The organism is Paenarthrobacter nicotinovorans (assembly GCF_007670255.1).
GTDB lineage: Bacteria > Actinomycetota > Actinomycetes > Actinomycetales > Micrococcaceae > Arthrobacter > Arthrobacter nicotinovorans_B.
Genome location: NZ_SZVS01000011.1, coordinates 1 through 22,651 on the forward strand (window position 1 = coordinate 1; position 22,651 = coordinate 22,651).

The 22,651-nt window shown below is 63.3% G+C and carries 22 protein-coding genes and 1 tRNA gene; 16 read left to right on the top strand and 7 right to left on the bottom strand.

The annotated features are described in order from the left end of the window. Positions 1 to 98 precede the first annotated feature (98 nt). From FDP28_RS15765 to FDP28_RS15780, 4 genes are all read left to right on the top strand, one after another. Positions 99 to 174: transfer RNA gene (locus FDP28_RS15765), tRNA-Gly, on the top strand. Between the two features lie 175 nt (positions 175 to 349). After that, a complete protein-coding gene (locus FDP28_RS15770; RefSeq protein ID WP_144662494.1) occupies positions 350 to 1,804 on the top strand; it encodes an amino acid permease in 1,455 nt (484 codons plus the stop codon). Positions 1,805 to 1,898: 94 nt separating this feature from the next. Then, entirely contained in the window at positions 1,899 to 2,132 is a 234-nt protein-coding gene (locus FDP28_RS15775) for an antitoxin (RefSeq protein ID WP_144662495.1), read from the top strand. 121 nt (positions 2,133 to 2,253) lie between these two features. Next, positions 2,254 to 3,471 (top strand): benzoate/H(+) symporter BenE family transporter, encoded by a 1,218-nt coding sequence (locus tag FDP28_RS15780; protein WP_144662496.1) that lies wholly within the window; start codon positions 2,254 to 2,256, stop codon positions 3,469 to 3,471. A 1-nt stretch (position 3,472) separates the two neighbouring features. Here FDP28_RS15780 and zapE read toward each other — a convergent pair whose 3' ends face one another. Further along, positions 3,473 to 4,513, bottom strand: coding sequence for a cell division protein ZapE (gene zapE, locus FDP28_RS15785; protein ID WP_144662623.1), 1,041 nt, complete (start codon positions 4,511 to 4,513; stop codon positions 3,473 to 3,475). Between the two features lie 207 nt (positions 4,514 to 4,720). On the opposite strand from zapE, the gene FDP28_RS15790 reads away from it, so the two are divergent. Genes FDP28_RS15790 through ybaK form a run of 3 tightly spaced genes read left to right on the top strand, consistent with a single transcriptional unit; the run spans position 4,721 to position 6,659 of the window. Further along, positions 4,721 to 5,647 carry a sulfurtransferase gene (locus tag FDP28_RS15790; protein WP_144662497.1) on the top strand — a complete coding sequence of 309 codons (927 nt, stop codon included), beginning with the start codon at positions 4,721 to 4,723 and terminating at the stop codon, positions 5,645 to 5,647. Between the two features lie 37 nt (positions 5,648 to 5,684). Beyond that, on the top strand, positions 5,685 to 6,143 hold the full coding sequence (locus tag FDP28_RS15795; protein ID WP_186313658.1) for a SufE family protein: 459 nt from the start codon (positions 5,685 to 5,687) through the stop codon (positions 6,141 to 6,143). Positions 6,144 to 6,161: 18 nt separating this feature from the next. Next, the gene (gene ybaK / locus FDP28_RS15800; protein WP_144662499.1) at positions 6,162 to 6,659 is read left to right on the top strand and encodes a Cys-tRNA(Pro) deacylase; all 498 of its coding nucleotides are present in this window, start codon (positions 6,162 to 6,164) and stop codon (positions 6,657 to 6,659) included. Positions 6,660 to 6,661: 2 nt separating this feature from the next. Here ybaK and FDP28_RS15805 read toward each other — a convergent pair whose 3' ends face one another. Beyond that, positions 6,662 to 7,939: an alpha/beta hydrolase family protein gene (locus FDP28_RS15805; protein ID WP_144662500.1), complete on the bottom strand. Its 1,278-nt coding sequence runs from the start codon at positions 7,937 to 7,939 to the stop codon at positions 6,662 to 6,664. Positions 7,940 to 8,059: 120 nt separating this feature from the next. Here FDP28_RS15805 and FDP28_RS15810 point away from each other — a divergent pair, with 120 nt between their 5' ends. The 9 genes from FDP28_RS15810 (at position 8,060) to FDP28_RS15850 (ending at position 18,112) form a co-directional block, all read left to right on the top strand. Continuing rightward, positions 8,060 to 8,551: a hypothetical protein gene (locus FDP28_RS15810; RefSeq protein WP_144662501.1), complete on the top strand. Its 492-nt coding sequence runs from the start codon at positions 8,060 to 8,062 to the stop codon at positions 8,549 to 8,551. Between the two features lie 14 nt (positions 8,552 to 8,565). Further along, on the top strand, positions 8,566 to 9,006 hold the full coding sequence (msrB, locus tag FDP28_RS15815; protein WP_144662502.1) for a peptide-methionine (R)-S-oxide reductase MsrB: 441 nt from the start codon (positions 8,566 to 8,568) through the stop codon (positions 9,004 to 9,006). 153 nt (positions 9,007 to 9,159) lie between these two features. Next, positions 9,160 to 10,527 carry a DUF6421 family protein gene (locus FDP28_RS15820; RefSeq protein ID WP_144662503.1) on the top strand — a complete coding sequence of 456 codons (1,368 nt, stop codon included), beginning with the start codon at positions 9,160 to 9,162 and terminating at the stop codon, positions 10,525 to 10,527. Beyond that, positions 10,527 to 11,252, top strand: coding sequence for an SDR family NAD(P)-dependent oxidoreductase (locus FDP28_RS15825; protein WP_144662504.1), 726 nt, complete (start codon positions 10,527 to 10,529; stop codon positions 11,250 to 11,252). The genes FDP28_RS15820 and FDP28_RS15825 overlap by 1 nt, the downstream gene beginning before the upstream one ends. A 43-nt stretch (positions 11,253 to 11,295) precedes the next feature. Continuing rightward, the gene (locus tag FDP28_RS15830; protein ID WP_144662624.1) at positions 11,296 to 12,369 is read left to right on the top strand and encodes a threonine aldolase family protein; all 1,074 of its coding nucleotides are present in this window, start codon (positions 11,296 to 11,298) and stop codon (positions 12,367 to 12,369) included. Positions 12,370 to 12,440: 71 nt separating this feature from the next. Then, positions 12,441 to 13,097 (top strand): DUF3000 domain-containing protein, encoded by a 657-nt coding sequence (locus FDP28_RS15835; protein WP_144662505.1) that lies wholly within the window; start codon positions 12,441 to 12,443, stop codon positions 13,095 to 13,097. Positions 13,098 to 13,177: 80 nt separating this feature from the next. Further along, positions 13,178 to 14,500: an HRDC domain-containing protein gene (locus FDP28_RS15840; protein WP_144662506.1), complete on the top strand. Its 1,323-nt coding sequence runs from the start codon at positions 13,178 to 13,180 to the stop codon at positions 14,498 to 14,500. A gap of 196 nt (positions 14,501 to 14,696) precedes the next feature. Further along, positions 14,697 to 15,971 carry a thiolase family protein gene (locus FDP28_RS15845; protein WP_144662507.1) on the top strand — a complete coding sequence of 425 codons (1,275 nt, stop codon included), beginning with the start codon at positions 14,697 to 14,699 and terminating at the stop codon, positions 15,969 to 15,971. Continuing rightward, on the top strand, positions 15,968 to 18,112 hold the full coding sequence (locus tag FDP28_RS15850) for a 3-hydroxyacyl-CoA dehydrogenase NAD-binding domain-containing protein (RefSeq protein WP_144662508.1): 2,145 nt from the start codon (positions 15,968 to 15,970) through the stop codon (positions 18,110 to 18,112). The genes FDP28_RS15845 and FDP28_RS15850 overlap by 4 nt, the downstream gene beginning before the upstream one ends. A 128-nt stretch (positions 18,113 to 18,240) precedes the next feature. Here the strand turns inward: FDP28_RS15850 and FDP28_RS15855 are convergent, their stop codons facing one another. Genes FDP28_RS15855 through dxs form a run of 5 tightly spaced genes read right to left on the bottom strand, consistent with a single transcriptional unit; the run spans position 18,241 to position 22,638 of the window. Beyond that, entirely contained in the window at positions 18,241 to 19,218 is a 978-nt protein-coding gene (locus FDP28_RS15855; RefSeq protein WP_144662509.1) for an aldo/keto reductase, read from the bottom strand. Between the two features lie 55 nt (positions 19,219 to 19,273). Beyond that, positions 19,274 to 19,498 carry a helix-hairpin-helix domain-containing protein gene (locus tag FDP28_RS15860; RefSeq protein ID WP_144662510.1) on the bottom strand — a complete coding sequence of 75 codons (225 nt, stop codon included), beginning with the start codon at positions 19,496 to 19,498 and terminating at the stop codon, positions 19,274 to 19,276. 43 nt (positions 19,499 to 19,541) lie between these two features. Then, positions 19,542 to 20,102 carry a hypothetical protein gene (locus tag FDP28_RS15865; protein ID WP_144662511.1) on the bottom strand — a complete coding sequence of 187 codons (561 nt, stop codon included), beginning with the start codon at positions 20,100 to 20,102 and terminating at the stop codon, positions 19,542 to 19,544. Continuing rightward, positions 20,099 to 20,668 (bottom strand): DUF402 domain-containing protein, encoded by a 570-nt coding sequence (locus tag FDP28_RS15870; RefSeq protein WP_144662512.1) that lies wholly within the window; start codon positions 20,666 to 20,668, stop codon positions 20,099 to 20,101. Before FDP28_RS15870 ends, FDP28_RS15865 begins: the two co-directional genes overlap by 4 nt. Beyond that, positions 20,665 to 22,638 (bottom strand): 1-deoxy-D-xylulose-5-phosphate synthase, encoded by a 1,974-nt coding sequence (dxs, locus tag FDP28_RS15875; protein WP_144662513.1) that lies wholly within the window; start codon positions 22,636 to 22,638, stop codon positions 20,665 to 20,667. Before dxs ends, FDP28_RS15870 begins: the two co-directional genes overlap by 4 nt. Between the last annotated feature and the right edge of the window lie 13 nt (positions 22,639 to 22,651).

Consider the following 22,651-nt stretch of genomic DNA (forward strand, 5'->3'; position numbering starts at 1 on the left):
ACACGGAAGAGGTCACTGGTTCGATCCCAGTATCGCCCACCAGAACAAGGCAACTTGTTTGTTGTTGAACGTCGGAACCACTCCGGCAGGCAGCATGTGCGGACGTAGCTCAGCTGGTAGAGCACCACCTTGCCAAGGTGGATGTCGCGAGTTCGAATCTCGTCGTCCGCTCCAAAAAGAAAGCAGCTCCCAGGAGCTGCTTTTTTTGTGCCCTTTTTCTACTGTTCCCCAATTCATCAGGAGAAGTAACTGATACCCCTCAGAAGAAGTCGCTTTATCTAATGTGATTCCCCTCGCATAATGTACTGCGAGCTCATCACCGTTCCACGCCCACCGGCAGGAGTACCCCATGAATGTACAGACGGCTTCAAAGTCCGTCCTGAGGCGCAAGCCCATTGACGATATCGAAGAAGAAAGCAAGCACAGCGGACTCTTCAAGAGTCTCGGCCTTTGGCAGCTGACGGCCATTGGCGTCGGTGGAATTATCGGCGTCGGCATCTTTTCCCTGGCCGGCTTGGTGGCCCACGGCAGCGAAGGCAACCCGGGTGTCGGCCCGGCAGTCCTCATTTCCTTCCTGATCGCCGGCTTGGCCTCCGGAGCGGCGGCATTGTCGTACGCAGAATTCGCCGGAATGATTCCCCGGGCCGGATCGGCATACACCTATGGCTACGTCGCCCTTGGTGAAATCATCGGCTGGTTCATCGGCTGGGACCTGCTGCTCGAATACATCGCCATCGTCGCCGTCGTCGCAATCGGCATCTCCGGCTACTTCGACGCCTTCCTTTCGGGCATCGGCATCCATATGCCCGCCTGGATGACGTCCACGGTCGATGAGGGCAAAGGCGGCATCATCAACCTCCCCGCAATCCTCGTGTGCCTCCTGGTCACATGGATTCTGAGCCGTGGAACAAAGGCGTTCGGCCGGTTCGAACTGGTGGCCGTCGCCATCAAGGTCATCCTGATCTTGTTCATCATCGGGCTTGGCATCTTCTACGTGAACACCGAGAACTACAACCCGTTCATGCCCAGCGGTTTCGGTCCCGTGGTCGCTGGTGCCGCGACGGTCTTCTTCGCAGTCTTTGGCTATGACGCCATGAGTACCGCAGCGGAGGAGGCCAAGGAGGGCAAGAAGCACATGCCCAAGGCCATCATCTTGTCGCTGATCATCGCCATGCTGCTCTACGTTGCCGCCACGCTTGTGTTGACCGGCATGCAGAACTACAAGGACATCAACCCCACTGCCGGTTTTGCCTCCGCGTTCACTGGTGTCGGACTGCCCGTCATTGCCACCATCATCTCGGTGTTCGCCGTGCTGTCCATCCTGACCGTCATGCTGACGTTCCTCCTGGGTGTCACCCGGGTGTGGTTCTCCATGAGCCGCGACGGGCTGCTGCCTGGCTGGTTCGCCAAGACCGACCGCCACGGTACGCCCCAACGCGTCACCTGGATCGCCGGCATCGCCTCAGCCTTCCTTGCCGGCGTCTTCCCCATCAAGGAAGTCGCGGACCTTACCAACATCGGCATCCTGGCAGCCTTCGTCGTGGTTTGTGTGTCCGTGATTGTGTTCCGCTACACCAAACCCAATGCGCCCCGGACCTTCCGCCTCCCGCTGATGCCGCTGGTTCCCGCCTTCGGCGTACTGGCATCGGCTTTCCTGATGTTCCAGCTGCACTGGGAAACCTGGCTGCGGTTCGGAGTCTGGCTTGTCATTGGCTTGGTGATCTATTTCGCCTACGGCCGCAGGCACTCCCTGATGAACCCTGACAGCCCGCGGCACAAGCTGGCCAGTAAGCCATTGGCGTAGTTATTCACAGGTAGCGACTGCAACCTTGGCACCTCAGGAAACTGGTGTTAGGGTCGGACGCGGAGGAGCGAACTGGCTCCGCGATGGAAGGGAGGTGCCCGTGGGTTTAATTGACGACCTGAAGGGCAAGGCTCAGGGTCTCATTCAAGGCAACGAAGAAGCCATCAAGAATGGCATCGAAAAGGCCGGAGACTTCGTTGACCAAAAGACGGGCGGCAAGTTCGCAAGTCAGGTCGACGCAGTGCAGAACGCCGCTTCCGACTTCGTGGCCAAGAACGATGGCGAGCCTGGTCAGGCTCCCGTCGCGGGTGAGCCTAAGCAGCCGTAGCTGCCTGAGCCGCCGTACCAGATACGTCAAGGGGGCACCGGTCCCGCCGAGAGGCGCCACCGGTGCCCTTGGCGTTTAACCAAAAATTGGCATGGCTTGCAGGTCAGGTACTTTGGACACTATGCCTTCCGCCACTTCCACGACCACCCGCAGCAAAACCACGAAAGAGACGCTGGGCCCCCAAATCAGTGCCGGGGTTGTCACTGCACTGGTGGGATTCACGTCGTCATTCGCTGTCGTATTGGCCGGGCTGCAGGCTGTAGGTGCCAATCAGGCCCAGGCGTCCAGCGGCTTGCTGGCACTGACCCTCCCTTTCGGCCTTGGCATCCTGTGGCTGTCCTGGCGCAGCAAAATGCCCGTGACGCTCGCGTGGTCCACCCCCGGCGCCGCGCTGCTCGCCACTGCGGGAACAGTCGACGGCGGATGGCCGGCCGCCGTGGGAGCCTTCCTGATCGTGGGGGTGCTCATTGTCCTCACGGGGTTGCTTCCAGTGCTGGGAAGGTTGATGGCAAAGATCCCAACCGCCTTGGCGCAGGCCATGCTTGCCGGTGTCCTGCTCCCCTTGTGCCTGGCGCCCTTCAAGTCACTGGGCTCGTCACCTCTGTTGGTTGCCCCCGTGATCCTGTGCTGGATCGTCCTGATGAAATTCGCCCCCCGCTGGTCCGTTCCGGCCTCGCTGCTGGTGGCGCTTGCCGTCATTGGCGTCCATATTGCCTCCTCCGGTGTCCAGATCCCCGCAGAGAGCCTGGTGCCCCGCCTGGAGTGGACCACGCCCGCCTTCTCGTTGGAAGCTGGCATCGGCTTGGCACTGCCTTTGTTCATCGTCACCATGGCGTCGCAAAACATCCCTGGCGTCGCTGTCTTGAAGTCCTTTGGCTACACCACCCCCTGGCGGCCATCAATGCTCGTCACCGGGGCTGGAACCATGATTGGAGCGCCCTTTGGCGGGCACGCCATCAACCTGGCCGCATTGAGCGCCGCCCTTGCCGCGGGAGAGGAAGCCGGCAAGGACCAGAAGCGGCGTTGGATCGCCGCTTTCGTATCCGGCGTGGCCTATCTGCTGCTGGCAGCAGTTTCAGCAGCCCTCGTGACCGTGGTCGCGGCAGCGCCCGCGGGACTTCTGGAAGCCGTCGCCGGCCTCGCCCTGCTTGGAACCCTGGCGTCCTCGATCTCCTCCGCACTTGCCGTCGCCGAAGAGCGGATTCCGGCCTGCGTCACGTTCCTGCTGGCCGCCTCCGGTATTGCTTTTGCCGGTATCGGGGCGGCGTTCTGGGCGCTGGCAGGCGGGATTGCCATCCGCTGGGTGTTGAAGAGCCGCGAGCCCTTGACCAGAGCCTGACTCAGGCGGGCTCGTGATTCTGGGCCTCGCGGGCCAGCGCCGTCAAGCGCGAAACGGCACGGAAGTACTTCTTCATGTAGCCGCCCGTCATCATCTCTTCGGTGAACAGCTTGTCGAAGGGAACACCACTGGCCAGGATGGGCACGTCTTTGTCATACAGCCGGTCGGCCAGCACAACGAACCGCAGCGCAACAGCCTGTTCCGTAATGGTTTCGACGTCGCTCCACACCACAGCTTCGATGCCGGAGATGAGCTGGCGGTACCGGCTGGGGTGCACCGCTGCGAGGTGGTTGACCAAGGTCCGGAAATCATCCACCGCGACGGTCTTTCCGTCGAACTCGGTCCGCATCCGATGCTTCAGCTCTTCGGTCTTGAGGGGTGCGGGGGCCGCAGGCAGGCCACGGTGGCGGAAGTCCTCGCCGTCGATCCTGACGACATCGAACTGGTCAGCCAGGACCTGGATTTCCCGCTGGAAGTCGACGGCGGCGAAGCGGCCTTCGCCCAATGAACCGGGCAAGGTGTTGGACGTGGCAGCAAGCTTCACACCGGCGTCGGCGAGTTCGCGCATAAGCCGGGACATCAGCACGGTGTCGCCTGGATCATCCAATTCGAACTCGTCGATGCACACCAGTTTGTAGCTGCTGAGCGCTTCAACCGTTTTGCGGAACGACAAAGCGCCCACCAGGTTGGTGTACTCCACGAAGGTTCCGAAGGCCTTGGGGCCCGGGGACCTGTGCCACAGGGATGCCAGAAGGTGGGTTTTGCCCACGCCGAAACCGCCATCGAGGTAGATTCCGGCCCTCGTTGCCGGCGCTTTCTTGGCAAACAGCTTCTTGAACAGACCCGCGTTGTCGCCATTGCCCACGCCATCGGCGAATGCTGAGAGCAGTTTCACGGCATTGGCCTGGCTCGGCTGCGAGGGATCCGGCCGGTAGCTGTCGAACGACACCTCTCCGAATCGGGGAGACGGGTAGAACCCCTTGAGGAGTTCCTCCACTGAGACTGCCGGCGTGCGGGCAGCCAGTTGTTCGATCTTTACCACGGTGGTCCGTTCCTTCGGCATTGGGTCCCCAGCAAGAATACCGGCAACGGAGGCTGTGGTAACGGACACGTGACCAAGCCCATGTTTCACCGTATGACCACGCCGGAAGCAATCCGCGCGGCCCGTGGTTAGTGTTGAGGCAAGCCGGGCCCGCACGTGCACCACCTTCAACGGCCTGGCTCCGTCCGTTGTCAGTGAAAGGCCATCATGTCCTACCCCGTTGAACAAAACGAAAAGTTCGCTTCCTACGCGAACCCTGATCGACTCGTCTCCACCGAGTGGCTCGCGGCAGCCCTTGCTGACGGCGCTGTAGCCGACGGCAAGTTGGTGCTGGTCGAGTCCGACGAAGACGTCCTTCTGTACGAGACCGGGCACATCCCGGGAGCCGTCAAGATCGACTGGCACACCGACCTGAACGATGAAGTCACCCGCGACTACGTCGATGGCGCGGCGTTCGCTGCCCTCGCCGCTTCCAAGGGCATCTCCCGCGACAGTACCGTGGTGATCTACGGCGACAAGTCCAACTGGTGGGCCGCCTATGCACTGTGGGTCTTCACGTTGTTCGGCCACGAGGACGTCCGTCTCCTCGACGGCGGCCGGGACAAGTGGATCGCGGAGGGCCGCGAGCTGACCACCGAGGTCTCCCAGCCCGCTGCCGGCGATTACCCGGAGGTCGAGCGCAACGACGCCCCCATCCGTGCCTTCAAGGAGGACGTCCTGGCGCACCTGGGCAACCCCCTGATCGATGTCCGCTCCCCCGAGGAATACACGGGCCAGCGCACCCACATGCCTGCCTACCCCGAAGAAGGCGCCCTCCGCGGCGGCCACATTCCGACAGCCGCCTCCGTTCCGTGGGCACGCGCTGCCGCGGAAGACGGAACGTACCGCAGCCGCGAAGAGCTCGAAGCCCTCTACCTGGGTGAAGCAGGCCTGGCCCCGGGCGACGACGTCGTGGCGTACTGCCGCATCGGCGAGCGTTCCAGCCACACCTGGTTCGCGCTGAAGTACCTGCTGGGCTTCGACACCGTACGCAACTACGACGGCTCCTGGACCGAGTGGGGCAACGCCGTCCGCGTTCCCATCGTCAAGGGTGCCGAGCGGGGTTCCGTGCCTTCGTCACTGGTCCGCAACTAATAGCACTGCAACCAACGCCTTGCGTAAGCTGGAAGTAATGAGTACGAACACTTTGCCTACCGCCTTGGCGGAAATCGTTGACGACTTCCAGGCGTTGACCGAACCTGAGCGCCTTCAGCTCCTTTTGGAGTTCTCCAGGGGCCTTCCGGACCTTCCGGAACGTTTGACCGACCACCCGGAACTGCTGGAGCAGGTTGTCGAGTGCCAGTCACCGCTTTTCCTGACCATCGAGTCCGAAAAGAACGCCGACGGCGACCGCGCCTACCGGCTGTTCTTCAAAGCGCCTCCGGAAGCCCCCACTACGCGGGGGTTCGCCGGGGTTCTCCATGAAGGGCTGGACGGATTGACCGCGAGCGAAATTCTTGCGGTACCGGACGACATGCCCGAACTCCTGGGGTTGACCAGGGCCATCACTCCCCTGCGGATGCGGGGAATGACGGCCATGCTTGGCCGGATCAAGCGGAAGGTTGCGGCTGCGAGCCGTTTGGAACGCTGAAAGGTACTGCCACACGGTATGGCAAGGAAAATGGCTTCACAGGGAACGCCGGCTACAGCAGCACTTGCTGCGGCCGGCGTTCCCTTCACCCTGCACCCCTATGCCCACGATCCCGCTGCCGCCAGCTACGGTATGGAAGCGGCGGAGGCGCTGGGCATCGAACCAGCACGCGTCTTCAAGACGCTGATGGTGGAGGTGGAAGGGAAATTGGCCGTTGCCATCGTTCCGGTGTCCGGCAACCTCGATTTGAAGGCCACAGCTGCCGCCCTGGGCTCCAAGAAAGCCGCCATGGCAAATCCCCAAGCCGCTGAACGCCGTACAGGCTACGTTCTGGGCGGCATATCACCTTTGGGGCAACGCCAGCCCTCCCCCACGGTCCTGGACGAGTCGGCGCTTGGCTTCGAGACCATCCTCGTATCGGGGGGCCGTCGGGGCTTGGACATCGAGCTTGCCCCGGCAGACCTGCTCCGGCTTACCAAGGGGACGACCGGCCCGATCGGCACAGGAAGCGGCTGACCTCAGCCCTTAGGCATCCCCGCAACGGCCTCGCCGGATTGTCCTGGATTCTTCCGTGGCGCGAGTTGACCTTGGAGCCACGAACGCACCAATCGTTCCCAGCGCTCCGGATCAACGTTCCATTCCTTGGTATGGCGTGCACCGTGGAACGGCTCGAACGTCACCATCTCAGGGTTTTTCTCCGCGAGGCTGGCCGAGGGGCCGAAGGGGACGTAGTCGTCGTCCACGCTATGGATCAGCAGAGTGGGCGTGCGCAATTCAACTGCGCGGCTCTCCCAATCCATGGCCTTGAAGTCCACGGGCGCCGCGAGCCCGGTCAGCCTGCGCCCCAAGGGATGGCCCAGCATCAGCTGTCCGTAGCGGCCTACGTTGTAGGGGATCCTGTTCATTTCCGCGTGGTGTGCCATGACATTGACCCAATTGATCACCGGCGCGTCCAGGACGAGGGCACGGATGACATGCCGGTATTTGGACAGGTCCGCCGCCTGGAGGCTGATGGCGCCGCCCATGGACCAACCAAAGAGCACTACCTCACGCGCTCCCTGGTCCAGCGCGTAACCGATCGCGGCCTCCACGTCCCGCCATTCCGTCGATCCCAGACCATAACGGCCATCCAGGGCAGAGGGCGCCAGTCCATCGTTCCGGTAGGAGATCAGCAAGCTGTCCAGCCCCAGGTCGCGTGCGGTGCGGACGGCCCTGAGTCCCTCAAGCCGCGTGGCTCCCCTTCCGTGCACCATGATTGCCCAGGTCGTTGCCGGAGTGGATGCCTTGGCGCGAATCAACCAGGCAGGTGCCTTCCCGCCGTCGACATCTATGTCAACGTCCTCGGCCGCAAGGCCGAGCGCGGAAGGATCCGGATAAACCGCGCCACTCCACCAAGCCCGCCGGGCTTCGGTCAGGTCGCCGCTGTAGACCTCCTCCACTTCCCGGAGGACGGTTTGTTCCGCGGGCGAGTAGGACACGATCCGTCCTATCCGGGCGTGTCCCTTGCCACCGGAGAAGAAGAGGCTGAAGACGCCGTCGATGGTTGAGTCGGGGGTGGCGGCAAGGATGACCTGCAGGCCTGTGTCTCCTGTGATGACGGCCAGGACTTCCTGGTCCTCATGGCGCGCTGCCGGCGTGATGACCCGACGGGCGAAGTAGACCGCCAGTGCCGAGGAGCCGGCACCAACGAGGCCTGCAATCGTGCTGCCGGCGAGGAAGCCTGCGATGGCCCATTTGGTGCGGGGGGTCAGCGTTTTCCCGGAAGCGACGGCCGCCGGCCTTGTCATCGATGCCATGGTTCCATTCTGCCGTGACCCGGCGGGACCCGGCGCAGGCGGTGCCGTGTGCCGCATCGTAAGGCCGAATCGTGCCCGGAAACCCTGCGGACGGCGGTTCCCCGGGGCTACGCTGTAGCCATGAGTGATCCCATAGTCATCCTGACTGAAGAGCCCCTTGGCCCCGACGACCGCGTGAATATCGCCAAATTGATCGACGGCGGAGACGCACCGTTGTATCTGCTGGTCCCCTCCAATACTGAGCGCCACCTGTTGGTGGACTTTTTGGAGAACCTGTCGCTGCTTGATGTGGCCAAGGCATTCAGGGAACTGACCGCGCAATCCCCGGATCCGGCCGTGGAGCGGGCGGAAGCCGCCGAGGCGTTGGCAACCTCACTGGCGGCCCTGGATGGCTTGGGTGCCGGCGTCACGGGGGAAATCGTCGACGGCGGCGCCGTGGCAGGCTTGGTGGCGAAGGTACGGGAAGTGGATGCGGCACAGGCCGTGGTCATCACCCGCCCACATGCAATAGCCGATACGTTCCATACGGACTGGGCCAACAAGGCGCAGGACCAGTTGGGGCTCCCGGTGCTGCACCTGTACGCCGGTTCGGGATTTATCGGCGACTCGTGAGCGTTGCATAAGACATGAACACTCCTGAGAACATCAGCAAGACATCTTCTGTGCCCGTGGAGAAGAGCGACGCTCAATGGCGCGAGGAGCTGACCCCCGACGAATACCGCGTGCTGCGCCAGGCCGGCACTGAACGCCCTTACACGGGCGAGTACTGGGACACCCACACTGAAGGCGTGTACCAATGCCGGGCCTGTGGCAGCCAGTTGTTCACCAGCAAGGAAAAGTTTGATTCCCATTGCGGATGGCCCTCCTTCTGGGCACCCCTGGCCGAGGGTACTGTCAGGTACCTCCACGACCGCACCATGGGCATGGACCGGATTGAGGTTCGGTGCGCCAACTGCGACTCCCACTTGGGGCACGTCTTTGAAGGCGAAGGCTATGACACGCCCACTGACCAGCGCTTCTGCATCAACTCGATCTCGCTTCGGCTGGTGACCCCCGACGAGGGTTAGCGCGCCTGTGTGCCCCGAACTGGATCTCAAGGTCCAAGTTCGGCGCCCATGAGCAAGAGTTTCTTATGCTCACATGGATTTTGAATTAGCGATGCTTTTCGCTTGCTACGCTCGGCCCAGAAGCAAGAACAACTTCGGAAAGGGCCGAGCACCATGACCACCATCGCCACCGCCACCCTGCCGCGTGTCACCGCCGACAACGCCGAGTGGGTAGCCCTCAAGGCCGCAGCCACCTCGCTCCAGGGATACCAGGAGCAGGACGGATCCATCGCCGATCCCGCTGCCCACGCAGACGCGGCATCCCTCGTAGCCACCATCACCAACGCCATCACGGCCCTGGCGCCCGCTTTCGAGCACGATGCCCAGTACCTCTCGCTCCTGGTGGACGATTTCAAGCGTTGGGTAGAGGGTGGTTTCGGCGTACCGGACTTCCTCGACTCCCTTCAGGCATTCCAGCCGCAGAAGCAGCGCATTGACGGCCTCCAGCACCTGGTCGTCTTCCCCATGTACACCCAGAACGGCAGCACCAACCGACTGGTCGAAGCCGTGCTGATCGAGGTCATTTGGCCCGAATTCATCGACGGACTCGAAGCCGGCGACTACTCGAACAAACTCTTCGTGCCCATCCGGTTCATCGATTTCACCCCCGGCTACGACACCAATTCAGCCGTGCTCTTCCCGGAGACCGTCGCCGTTCGGGAGACTCCAACGTTTACGTGGGGTGCCATCTTTGCCGATCGTGAGGCTGCCCGCTTCCGTCGCGTCCTGAAAGCCGCGGCCGAAACCACCTCCCTGGAGTTGCCCGAGGACGCCGCGCAGCTGATCGACGACCAGGAGCTCACGCAGCGCACCTTCGTGATGTGGGACCTGATCCACGACCGCACCCACATGCGCGGAGACCTTCCCTTCGACCCGTTCATGATCAAGCAGCGGATGCCGTTCTTCCTCTACTCCCTGGAGGAACTGCGCTGCGACCTGACCGCCTTCCGCGAATCCGTACTCATCGAGAAGGACGAGAACGCCGACCCCGATGCCCGCAAGCACGCAAAGCTTGTCCAGTACGCGGTGATCTTCGATCGCATCTTCCGCTTCGCCATCACGGGCAACCGGGTCCGCAATTACGACGGCCTGGGCGGCCAGCTGCTGTTCGCCTGGATGCATCAGCACCACGTACTCCACTGGACCGACAGCAAACTCTCGATCGACTGGGACGATGCCGCCGCCGTCGTGGTTGAACTCGGTGCCAAAATCGAAGAACTATACTGGCGTTCGATTGATCGTCCCAAGGCTGCGCACTGGCTGGCCGCCTACGAGCTGATTTCGAGCACCGTGACTCCGCACCCGGCTTCGGTCTGGGCCAAGGGTCCGGACGCGCTGCCCCTGGACGGGGCTCCCCGCGGGCTCACCGACCAGGTCCTGGACGACGAGTTCCCCCTGTCCATGTTCTACGAAGCCCTGGAGAAGAAGATGCGTCCTGTCATCGAATCCACCACGGGCATCACGGGCGCCACGGCGGCCTGATGTCCCCACTGACAGTTCTGGTTACGGGCGGCAGCAGCGCTTCAGGCGTGGCTGTCGCCCGGGCCTTGTCCAGCGCCGGCCACCGTGTCCTCACTGTCGGTTCAGACCAGGCCCGGATTGAGGCGGCAGCCAGGGAGGCCGGCGACGGCGTGACTCCCCTGGTGTGCGATCTCGGCAGCCTGGAATCCGTGCGCGGGCTGGCGACGACGATGACGGACCACGGCGTTGGGGGCGTCGACGGAGTGATCCACCTCGTCGGCGGCTGGCGTGGGGCTACAGGCATCGAGGACCAAACAGATGCGGACTGGGAGGCCCTCGAGCGCAGTGCCGTAACAACGCTGCGCAACGTATCCAGGGTCTTCTACGGCCAGCTTGAAGCTTCCCGCCAGGGCCGTTTCGCCATGGTGTCCTCGACCACAGTCGCCAGCCCAACGGCCGCGGCTGCCAGCTACGCCGCCGCGAAAGCTGCTGCCGAGGCGTGGACATTGGCGGTCGCGGACGGCTTCCGTCGAACGCAGTCCCCTGAGGGAGACCCCAGCGGACAGCACAGCGCAGCTGTGATCCTGGTGGTCAAGGCGCTGGTGGATGAGTCCATGAGACGCGCCCATCCCGAACGGCGGTTCCCCGGACATACCGACGTCGAAGAACTCGCAGCGGCCGTCGTCGGCCTTTTCGACCAACCAGCCTCCACCCTGAACGGCCAGCGGATCCTGCTGGCCAAATAGACTTGAAAGCGTGAACGGACAAGTGACAAGCACAACAGAGGCAATGCCCAGCGGGATCCAGGCTTCCGAGGCCGGCCAGCTGCACAACCCCGCGATCCGGGGTTTCGCTTCGGACAACTACTCCGGCGTCCACCCGGAGATCCTCGCGGCCTTGGCCGCCGCCAATGGCGGACACCAGGTCTCCTACGGCGAGGACGTGTACACGGCCCGGTTGCAGGCCGTCCTGGAGCAGCAGTTCGGCGAAGGCATTGAATCCTTCCCCGTATTCAACGGCACCGGCGCCAACGTCCTGGCGTTGCAGTCGCTCCTGCCCCGGTGGGGTGCAGTGATCTGCGCGTCCACCGCGCATATCAACATGGACGAAAACGGGGCTCCGGAGCGCGTCGGCGGGATCAAGCTCCTGCAGGTCCCCACCGAGGACGGGAAACTGACCCCGGACCTCATCGACCGCGAAGCCTGGGGCTGGGGAGATGAGCACCGCGCGCAGCCCCTGGTTGTTTCCATCACCCAGACGACCGAGCTGGGCACCTGCTACACGCCCGAAGAAGTACGTGCCATAGCCGACCACGCCCACTCCAAGGGCATGAAACTCCACATGGACGGCGCACGGCTGGCCAATGCCGCCGCCCACCTCGACGTACCCCTGCGTGCATTCACGCGTGACGCCGGCGTGGACATCCTCTCCTTTGGCGGGACCAAGAACGGCCTGCTCTTTGGCGAGGTGGTGGTAGCCCTCAACCCCGAAGCGGCTGACGGACTGAAGTTCCTCCGCAAAATGAACATGCAACTGGCGTCCAAGATGCGCTTCATTTCCGCGCAGTTCATTGCCTTGCTCGACGATGGGCTGTGGCTGCGTTCAGCCGCCCACGCCAACGCCATGGCCACCCGGCTGCGCAGCGCCGTTGAGGCGATCGACGGCGTCGAACCCACCCAGGCGACCCAGTCAAACGGCGTCTTCGCCATCCTGCCGGAGGGTGTCGCCGACCGCCTCAGGAAGTCCTTCGCCTTCTATGATTGGGACGCTGCCCGGCGCGAAGTCCGTTGGATGTGCTCCTTCGACACCACCGAAGAGGACATCGACACCTTCGTCGCGGCAATCAAGCACGAGCTGGCGTAACGCCGGCACCCCGGTCGTCCGGGGCGGCGAGCCTTCACGGGATCACCGCCCCGGACACATAATCTGCCAATGTGAACGCCCTCGCACAGGTTCCCCCGGACTTTCTCTTCGCCTTGGGAACGCTTCGAAAAGCACAGTGCCGCAGCGAATTGCGGCTTGATGAAATCCCCGCCCCCGCACGCTTGGCACCCTATGCAGTGGCCCTGGGTGCGGAAGTCTTCAGCCCGACCGCCGCCACGCGACAGGTACCCGTCCACGGGCCGGCCGCCAAGGCCTTCGCCAAAAGCCAAGGCAACAGCCCGTCCAGTGAAGAAGAAGACGAACTGGCCACGGGACGGTTTATCCTCCTCTACGACCCCGAGGGATCGGCCGTGTGGGAGGGCGAGTTCAGGATCGTCACCTACATCCGGGCCCAAATGGATGCCGAGATGGGCAATGATTCCATGCTTGGCTCCGTGGCCTGGACCTGGCTCGTGGAAGCCTTGGAACACCGCTCGGCCCCCTACAAGGCAGCAGGTGGAACAGCTACCAGGATTCTGTCCGAAAGCTTTGGGACCTTGGCCGAGCGTCCCGACACGATCGACATCGAACTCCGCGCTTCGTGGACGCCGTCCAGCGCCGACGTTCAATCCCACCTCGAAGCCTGGTCCGACATGGTCTGCACCTTCGCGGGCCTCCCGCCCCTGCCGCCAGGGGTCACAGGCCTGCCCCACAGGAGGCTCAATTGAGCACCCGGCACCTGCCGATGGCTGCACTCCGGAAGGCAAAAGCGTCCCGGAAGAGGACGAATCGGTAAGCTTAAGCCACCATGACCCCTGAAAACCTGGAAAACACCACAGCCGGCGATCCGGCTGCTGATACCACCACCCATATCAAGGTAGACGGCTTCGACAGCCACGTCCCCGAAGTGATCGACCTCGACACCCCACGCGAAGGGGTCCCCCTGGTCATCGACACCATGGCCGGCCTGGAACGATGCGCCGCCGCCATGGCTGCCGGTACAGGACCCGCCGGAGTAGACGCGGAGCGGGCTTCCGGATTCCGCTATGGCCAGCGCGCCTTCCTGGTGCAGATCCGGCGGGAAGGCGCCGGAACCTGGTTGATTGACCCCGAGCCGTTCGACAACCTCGACATCATCAATGATGCCCTCCGGGGAGTCGAATGGATCCTGCACGCAGCCACCCAGGACTTGCCTTGCCTGTCGGAACTGGGCATGTGGCCGGACAAGCTTTTCGATACCGAACTCGCTGCCAGGCTCGCAGGGCTCCCCCGTGTCGGGCTGGCGGCCGTCATCGAGCAACTGCTCGGTTTCGGTCTCGCCAAAGAACACTCCGCCGCTGACTGGTCCACCCGGCCACTCCCGGAACCTTGGCTGCGCTACGCAGCGCTCGACGTCGAGGTCCTTGCCGAGCTGCGCGAGGAACTCATCGAGTTGCTCGAAGCCGACGGCAAACTGGAGTACGCCGAACAGGAGTTCGCGGGCATCCTTGCCGCAGGCATTCCGGCACCGAGGGTGGATCCATGGCGGAAGACCTCGGGCCTCCACCAGATCCGGGACCGCAGGCAGCTGGCCGCCGTCAGGGAACTGTGGCTCGAACGCGACCAGCTGGCCCGCAAACGGGATGTCGCCCCCGGCCGGCTCATCCCCGATTCGGCACTCGTTGCCGCCGCCAAAGCCATGCCCACCACCGTCCCCCAGCTCCTTGCGACCAAGGGATTCCATGGAAGGAGCGCCCAGCGCGAAGCTCCACGCTGGCTGCGATGCATCACGACGGCCAGGACCATGACGGATCTGCCGCCACTCCACCTGCCCACGAATGCCCCGCCGCCCCCGCGCGTGTGGGCGGACCGCGACCCCGAAGCAGCAGCACGTCTGGCGACGGCACGTCCCGCCCTCCAGGCGAAGGCCGACGAGCTCAACTTGCCCGTGGAGAACCTCCTTACCCCGGACTACCTCCGGAGAGTTGCCTGGCGGCCGCCGGCGGATGTGTCGCTGGCTTCGATCTCCGATGAACTGCGCACCCTCGGTGCAAGGGAATGGCAGATCTCCCTCGCCGCCCCGATACTGACCGAGGCATGCCTGAACCCCAAACCGCTGCCGGCCAAGGAATCGAAAGCCAAAGAACAGTAATCAGGAAATTGCAGTCCCTGCAGGGCCCGCCGCACGAACACGCGTTCAAGCGGCGGGCCCTTTTCGTTCCCGCAGGCACTGGACTCCAGCCTCCACGGCCCTTGCACCCTAAGTTACTCATGAGTAACATTGCAGTAATGCCAACCGAAGCCCGCCCAGCGGACAACGGTGCCATGTCTCAACGAGGAGTTATTACATGAGTCCAACACGCAATGCCCAGCGGAATGTCCGTGACGTCGTCTTCGTGGACGGCGTCCGCACGCCCTTTGGCAAAGCCGGCGACAAAGGCATCTACGCGGGCACCCGCGCCGATGACCTGGTGGTGAAATGCATCCGCGAGCTCATGAGACGCAACCCTTCGCTTCCTGCCGACCGCGTCGACGAAGTAGCCATCGCGGCTACCACTCAGACCGGAGACCAGGGCCTGACGATCGGCCGCACAGCGGCCCTCCTGGCCGGCCTCCCCCGTTCGGTCCCCGGGTTCGCCATCGACCGCATGTGCGCAGGTGCCATGACGGCAGTAACGACGACGGCGAGCGGCATCGGCTTCGGCGCCTACGACGTTGTCATTGCAGGCGGCGTGGAGCACATGGGCAACCACCCCATGGGCGCAGGCGCGGACCCCAATCCGCGCTTCATGTCCGAACGGCTGGTGGATCCCGCAGCCTTGAACATGGGCAATACAGCCGAGAACCTGCATGACCGCTTCCCCGCGATCACCAAAGCTCGCACGGACGCCTACGCCGCAGCATCCCAAGCCAAGCTGGCCGCCGCCTATGCCAACGAGCAGATCCAGCAGGACCTCGTACCTGTGGCCACCATGAAGCCGGGTCAGGGCTGGACCCTGAACACTACCGACGAGCCGCCACGCCCCGGCACCACGGTGGAGGACCTTGCCGGATTGCGCACCCCTTTCCGGGCCCACGGCCGCGTCACTGCAGGCAATGCCGCGGGGTTGAACGACGGCGCCACCGCCGCCGTACTTGCGTCCGCAGAGGCCGCAGAAGAACTTGGGCTGCCCGTCAAGATGCGCCTGGTCTCCTACGCCTTCGCCGGCGTCGAGCCCGAAGTCATGGGCATCGGACCGGTCCCGGCCACCGAGAAGGCACTGAAGAACGCCGGCCTCGGCATTGATGATATTGGACTGTTCGAGATCAACGAGGCCTTCGCCGTCCAAGTGCTCAGCTTCCTGGACCACTTCGGCATTCCCGACGACGACCCCCGCGTCAACCGCTACGGCGGGGCGATCGCCGTCGGTCATCCGCTGGCTTCCTCGGGCGTCCGGCTGATGAACCAGCTCGCGCGGCAGTTCGAAGAAGACCCGTCGGTCCGCTATGGCATCACCACCATGTGCATCGGTCTCGGCATGGGCGCGACCGTCATTTGGGAAAACCCACACCACGCCGATTACCAAGCTTCACTCCCCGAGCCGGCCACTGCCGCCACCACCACCGAAGGAGCCGCCGCATGAGCGCCGCCGAATTCCAGAAGCTCGCAGCACTGTTCCCCGACGAGGTTGTCACGCACTCCTACGTCCAGGACATCCAGCTCCCAGGCGGGGTGGGAACTTTTGCCCTCATTACGCTCGACAACGGCCTGGACCATTCCAAGCCCACCACACTGGGGCCGAACACCCTGGTTGAACTGGGCAACGTCCTGGAGGGCCTCAAGGAGCGGGCCGCGCGCGGCGAAATTGTCGGCGTCGGTGTCACCGGCAAGCCCTACTTCCTTGTCGCAGGTGCCGACCTTTCCGCCGTGAAGACGCTCAAGGAGCGCGAGCACGGGCTCTGGATGGCCCAGCTCGGCCATGCCGTCTACAGCACGTTGGCCAACCTCGGGGTGCCCAGCTTCGCCTTCATCAATGGTTTGGCGCTCGGCGGCGGGCTGGAGATCGCCCTTCAATCCACGTACAGGACTGTTTCCACCGGTGCCGGCGCCTTGGCACTCCCCGAGGCCTTCATCGGCCTGGTGCCGGGCTGGGGCGGGGTCTATATCCTGCCGCGCCTCATCGGTCCGGAAAACGCGGTCAAGGTGATGATCGAAAACCCGCTCAGCAACAACCGGACGCTCACCGGACCGCAGGCCTACGAGCTGGGGATAGCCGATGCCATCTTCGAGCCCGCGGACTTCGTGGAACAGTCCCTGGCATGGGCCGCACGCGTGATTTCCGGCGATGTCACACCCGAGCGCAGGAACGCGGTGGACGCCTCTGACGACACTGTGGCCACCCGCTGGGCAGCAGCGGTGGCGGCAGGCCGCGAGTTTGTCGAGGCCAAGACCTCCAACGCCTCACCCGCACCGGCGAAGGTCCTGGAGGTCATGGAAGCCAACCGGACCATGACGCAGCAGGAATCAGCGGAACTCGAATGCGAAACCCTGGCCGGGCTCATGCAGACCGACGAATTCCGCTCCACCGTGTACGCGTTCCTCGACCTCGTACAGAAGCGCTCCAAGCGTCCTGCCGGAGCTCCGGACCGTAAACTGGCACGCCCGGTGACCAAGATCGGCGTCGTCGGCGCGGGCCTGATGGCCAGCCAGCTCGCCTTGCTGTTCGCCCGCCAGCTCAAGGTGCCCGTGGTCATGACCGACATCGACCAAGCACGGGTGGACAAGGGCGTAGCGTACGTCCACGCCGAAGTGGACAAGATGCTGGCCAAGAAGCGGATCAAGCCGGACGCCGCCAACAGGACCAAGGCACTGGTCACGGGTTCTGTCTCCAAGGCTGCCTTTGCCGACGCCGATTTCGTCATCGAGGCTGTTTTCGAAGAACTGCACATCAAGAAGCAGGTTTTCGCCGAAGTTGAGGAAATCGTCTCTCCCGACTGCATACTGGCCACGAACACGTCCTCGCTGTCCGTCACGGCCATGGCTGAGGACTTGAAGCACCCCGAACGGCTGGTGGGCTTCCACTTCTTCAACCCAGTAGCGGTCATGCCCCTGCTGGAGATCGTGAAGGCTCCAAAGACCGACGACGCCGTCCTGGCCACCGCCTTCGAACTGGCCAAGGGACTCAAAAAAACAGCGGTACTGGTCAAGGACGCGGCCGCTTTTGTGGTCAACCGAATCCTCTTGCGTCTCATGGGAGAGGTCATCGCAGCCTTTGACGAAGGCACCCCGGCGGAGGTCGCCGACACTGCCTTGCGTCCAATGGGCCTGCCCATGTCACCCTTTACGCTCAGCGCCATGGTGGGGCTGCCGGTGGCCCAGCACGTTCAAGAGTCCCTGCACGCAGCGTTCGGCGACCGTTTCCCGGTGTCACAGAACCTGCAAAAGTTGATCGACAACGGCGTGAAGTCTTTGTGGGTTCCGGGGCCTGATGGACAGCCCGTCATACCCGACGAAACGCTGGCCATAATGTCGTTCGGCAACACCCCTTCCACGGGCGCCGAAGTCCTTCGCCGCACCCAGGATGCCCTGGCCGAGGAAATCGGCCTCATGCTCGAAGAAGGCGTCGTTGCCGGCCCCGAGGACATCGACCTTTGCGTCATCATGGGTGCCGGCTGGCCGATGTTCCTGGGCGGGATCACCCCGTACCTGGACCGCGTTGGCGCCTCCGAACGCGTCAACGGCAAGCGGTTCCTGGCCCCGGGGATAGCGTCCGCCCCGGCCTAGATCACACGCTCTCTCACATCCCGCGGCATAAACCGGATCGCTCTCTCACCTTGGTGAGAGAGCGATCCGGTTTTTGTGCTTTTACGTGAGAGAGGGACGCATCAAAAGGGGCGGGATGTGAGAGAGGGCTAGAAAAGCGCCACCTTGGGTGACCTAGGGAAGATGTTGTCCAGTTCCTCCCGGTCCTCCTGGGTAGGAACCCAGCAGACAGCTTCAGCATTCTCGCGGATCTGCTCCGGACGGGTCGCACCGGCAATGACGCTGCTGACTCCGGTTTGGGCCGCCAGCCAGGAGAATGCCAGTTGCAGTTCGGTGATGCCCCGCTCCTTGGCGAACTGGCCGAAACGGCCCAACTGGTCCCAATCGGCGTCGTGAACCAGGTTGGTGCGTGTGTGGCTCAATCGCGAACCTTCCGGAGCCTTGCCAGCGGAATACTTGCCGGTCAGCAGGCCATTGGCAAGGGGGAAATAGGGAAGCACTCCCAAGGAGAAGGCCTCTGCTGCCGGAAGAACCTCGAGTTCAGCACGGCGGTCCAGCAGGTTGTAGTGGTTCTGCGTCGAAACGAAGCGCACACCACCGGATTGACGTCCCACGTATTCAGCCTGGGCGATCTGCCAACCGGCAAAGTTGGAGTGCCCGATGTACCGGACCTTGCCGCTGGATACCAGGTCGTCAAGGGCGGCAAGAGTCTCGTCGATCGGTGTCCGCGGATCCGGTGTGTGGAATTGGTAGAGGTCGATCCATTCCGTGTCCAGGCGGCGCAGGGATGCTTCAACTGCTTTCACGATGTAGCGGCGTGAACCACGGGCATCGAAATCGTTTCCGTTCACCCCGCGCATGTCCATGCCGAACTTGGTGCCGATAACGACGTCGTCCCGGTGCCCCTTCAGCGCTTTGCCGAGCATCGTTTCGCTGAGTCCCGGCTCACGCCCGTAGACATCCGCGACGTCGAAGAAGGTCACCCCGGCTTCGACGGCGGCGTGCACAACCGCGTTGGTGCCTTCCTGGGACTCAGTGGGCGTGTTGGCACGTCCCAGATTGTTGCATCCCAGCCCTACAGCTGAAACGGTCAGTCCGGAATGGCCAAGGCGTCGGTATTCAGTCATGAGCCCAGCCTATCCCGCCCTCACGGCGAGATAGTCACCTTGGGCAACAAAACGTTTAGTTGCCCGCAGCTCCGTAGGAGATTCCTGATTCCTCCATGGCATCCTCAAGCTGGGCAATGGCCACCGGCCCCATCCCGTGGAGTTTGGAGACCTGCCCTTCCCCATACTCAGCCAGCTGCTCCAACGTCTCTATGCCCTGGTGGGCCAGAGCCCGCTTGGCAGGCGCTGCCAATCCTTTCGGAAGAGGTGTATGTCCGGGCCAATTGCTCTTTGACGGCATGGGGATCCTCCTGATGCGATGGAGCCAGTGCTGAGGGTGCTACTTAGAGACTAAAGCCAAGGCCCTGCTTGGGCGAGTGCTTAACCTTGAAAGCCGTGGGATCGGCATAGGGCGCAGCAGCCACGGTGAGCTTGGTAAAGTCCAGGTCTTCCCCGCGGACACAGATCTTGATGGCGTTCACGGCCTTGTTGACGTCCGGGCAGAGGCAGAAGATGTTGAGGTGGCCGTTGCCGATTTCGGAGCGGTCCACGACGCCCAGGCCACGCCATGCCAGCTCACCGGTCAGGGCCGTCTTGGCTTTTCGTTCAAGATGGCGGTCACGCTCGGTGCCGTCCTTTGTCTTGAGCGCAATCTGCGCCACCACCCAGAACTGCTCCGACTCGGGAATCTCGGCGTAGCCGTCTTCCTCACACTGGGCAGCGAAGGCGGCCATCAATCCCTCAACGGAAGAATCGTCACTGACGTCGGTTTCGTTGGTCTTGCTCTGGTGCCCTACGACGCCGTGGTTGACGACGAACTGCTTGTCGTCCTCGTCGTACCAGGCCTCCCGAAAGTGGAGCACGCCCTCGTCGTCTGTCTTGTATGTCCGGATGATGCCGCTCACGCGCGTCCCTTCCTGAACCATTCGGCGCTCGGACTGTTCGGGTCCTGGACGTTGAATGGTGCTTGCATGGAGTGGACAGCCTCCAATAGCGCTGCGCATTCAGTGCGCATGGCGTCCACGGTTTCTTCCGGATAGCCCATTGCCACCCGGTGTTGCTCAAACTCGTCTTCGTCATCAACGAACACCCCACGCACGGTGGAGCGGATAACGTCCAAATCCATGTCGATCATGTGGAACTCGGTGACTCCCGGCTTGATGGGAGTCCAGTCGTGGGCGGTGGCAAGATCCACGTAAATCCGGAAATCCCCCGGGTAGCTGTCGTCGTAGAACGTCACCACAAACTCGCCTGTCCGGGGAACCAGCAACAAGCAATCAGAGGCGGTGTAGAAGGCCGCTCCCGGGCGGGAGCAGAACTCCCCTTTGCCCTGGAAAATCCACCAGCCGTGGATGTCCTCACCGAGGTAACGGCCAGGCACCACCCAGTGGGCCGTGCCATCGAATTTCCTGTTCCGCGACACTACGAGGTCGCCGGGCAGCAGCGCGCCCGGTCCGCGATCGTTGCTCACAGAGTGGGCAAGCTGCCGGTGGTGGGGTGCTCCTGGCCCGGGAGGGGCCGCGCGAAGGGGACCTTTGTCCCCAAAACCTGGGCAACGACGTCGTGCGTGATCTTTTGGGCGGTGAGCCCAACGCGTTCCAGCACCTGTCCGCGGGAGCCGTGCACCAGGAATTCGACCGGCAGACCGACTTCGTTAAGGGCCGTATCCACCCCTGCTGCGCGCATTTCCTGACGAATACGCGAACCAACGCCGCCGGCTCGGACTCCGTCCTCGATGCAGATCACCAACCGGTGCCGGGCCGCCAAAGCAATGATTGATTTCCTGACAGGAAGGACCCAACGCGGATCAACCACAGTCGAGCTGATGCCTTGCGCGCCCAGACGGCCGGCCACATCAAGGGCCAGCTCAGACATCGCACCAACACTGACGATCAGGACATCGTTCTCAGTGGATCCCTCGGGCCTGCGGGCGAGGATGTCCACGCCGTCGTGGAGCCGTTCAATGGCTTCGACTTCGGAGCCGACACTGCCCTTGGAGAAACGGACCACGGTCGGAGCGTCATTGATGGCGACGGCCTCACGCAGTTCCTCACGGAGCCGGGTGGCATCACGCGGGGCAGCCAGATGCAGGCCCGGAACGATCTGAACCATTGCCATGTCCCACATGCCGTGATGGCTGGGCCCATCGGGGCCGGTCACGCCGGCACGGTCGAGGACAACCGTGACGCCGGCCTTGTGCAGCGCCACATCCATGAGGAGCTGGTCGAAGGCACGGTTCAGGAATGTTGCGTACACCGCAACGACCGGATGCAGGCCGCCAAAGGCCATTCCCGCGGCCGAGGTCAGCGCGTGCTGCTCGGCAATTCCGACGTCGATAACGCGCTCCGGGTGGCGCTCTGCGAACTTGTGCAGCCCCACCGGAATAAGCATGGCACCGGTGATGCCGACAATGTCTTCACGTTCATCGGCGATATCGGCGATCTCCTCGGCGAACACGGAGGTCCAGGACCTGGCTCCGGGAGTTTCGGTGGACTCCCCCGTCTCCGGGTCGATGATTCCTACGGCGTGGAACTGGTCCGCCTCGTTGGCCAGCGCCGGAGCATAGCCGTGGCCTTTTTCGGTCATGGCGTGCACGATCACCGGACCGCCGTAAGCCTTGGCGGTGTTCAGCGCATGCTCCATGGCCTGGAGGTTGTGTCCGTCCACAGGCCCGATGTACTTCATGCCGAGGTCCTCGAACATGCCCTGCGGAGCCCACCAGTCCTTGATGCCCTTCTTCATGGCATGCAGGCTCTTATAGGTGAACTGCCCTGCCGGGCCGCCGTTCTGCAGCTTCTTCTTCCACCAATCGAGCATGCGCTCGTACGCCGGAGCCGTGCGGAGGGAGTCGATGGTGGGTCGAAGCGAAGCGAGGTAGTCAGCCAGACCGCCGACGGTGGGGGCATAGGAACGCCCATTGTCATTGACCACGATCACGACGCGACGCCGCTTGTCCGCGGCAATGTTGTTGATGGCCTCCCAGGTCATGCCACCGGTCAGGGCACCGTCACCGACAATGGCGACGACGAACCGGTCTCCTTCGCCGGTCAGCTGGCGGGCACGGGAAATGCCGTCCGCCCAGGACAGTGACGATGACGCATGGGAACTCTCCACGATGTCGTGCTCGGACTCGGCACGGTCGGGATAGCCTGACAGGCCGCCCTGCTGGCGAAGGGTGCTGAAGTCCTGCCGCCCGGTCAGGAGCTTGTGCACGTAGGACTGGTGCCCCGTGTCGAAAATGATGCTGTCGCGCGGGGAATCGAACATCCGATGGACGGCGAGGGTAAGTTCAACCACACCCAGGTTAGGACCAAGATGCCCGCCTGTCGCGGCGACGTTGGTGATCAGGAAGGCCCTGATTTCGCCAGCCAGTTCTTCCAGCTCTTTGCCGGACAGTTTGGCCAGGTCCTGTGGATCCTTGACGGTTTCCAAAAGTCCCAACGGCCCTCCTTAG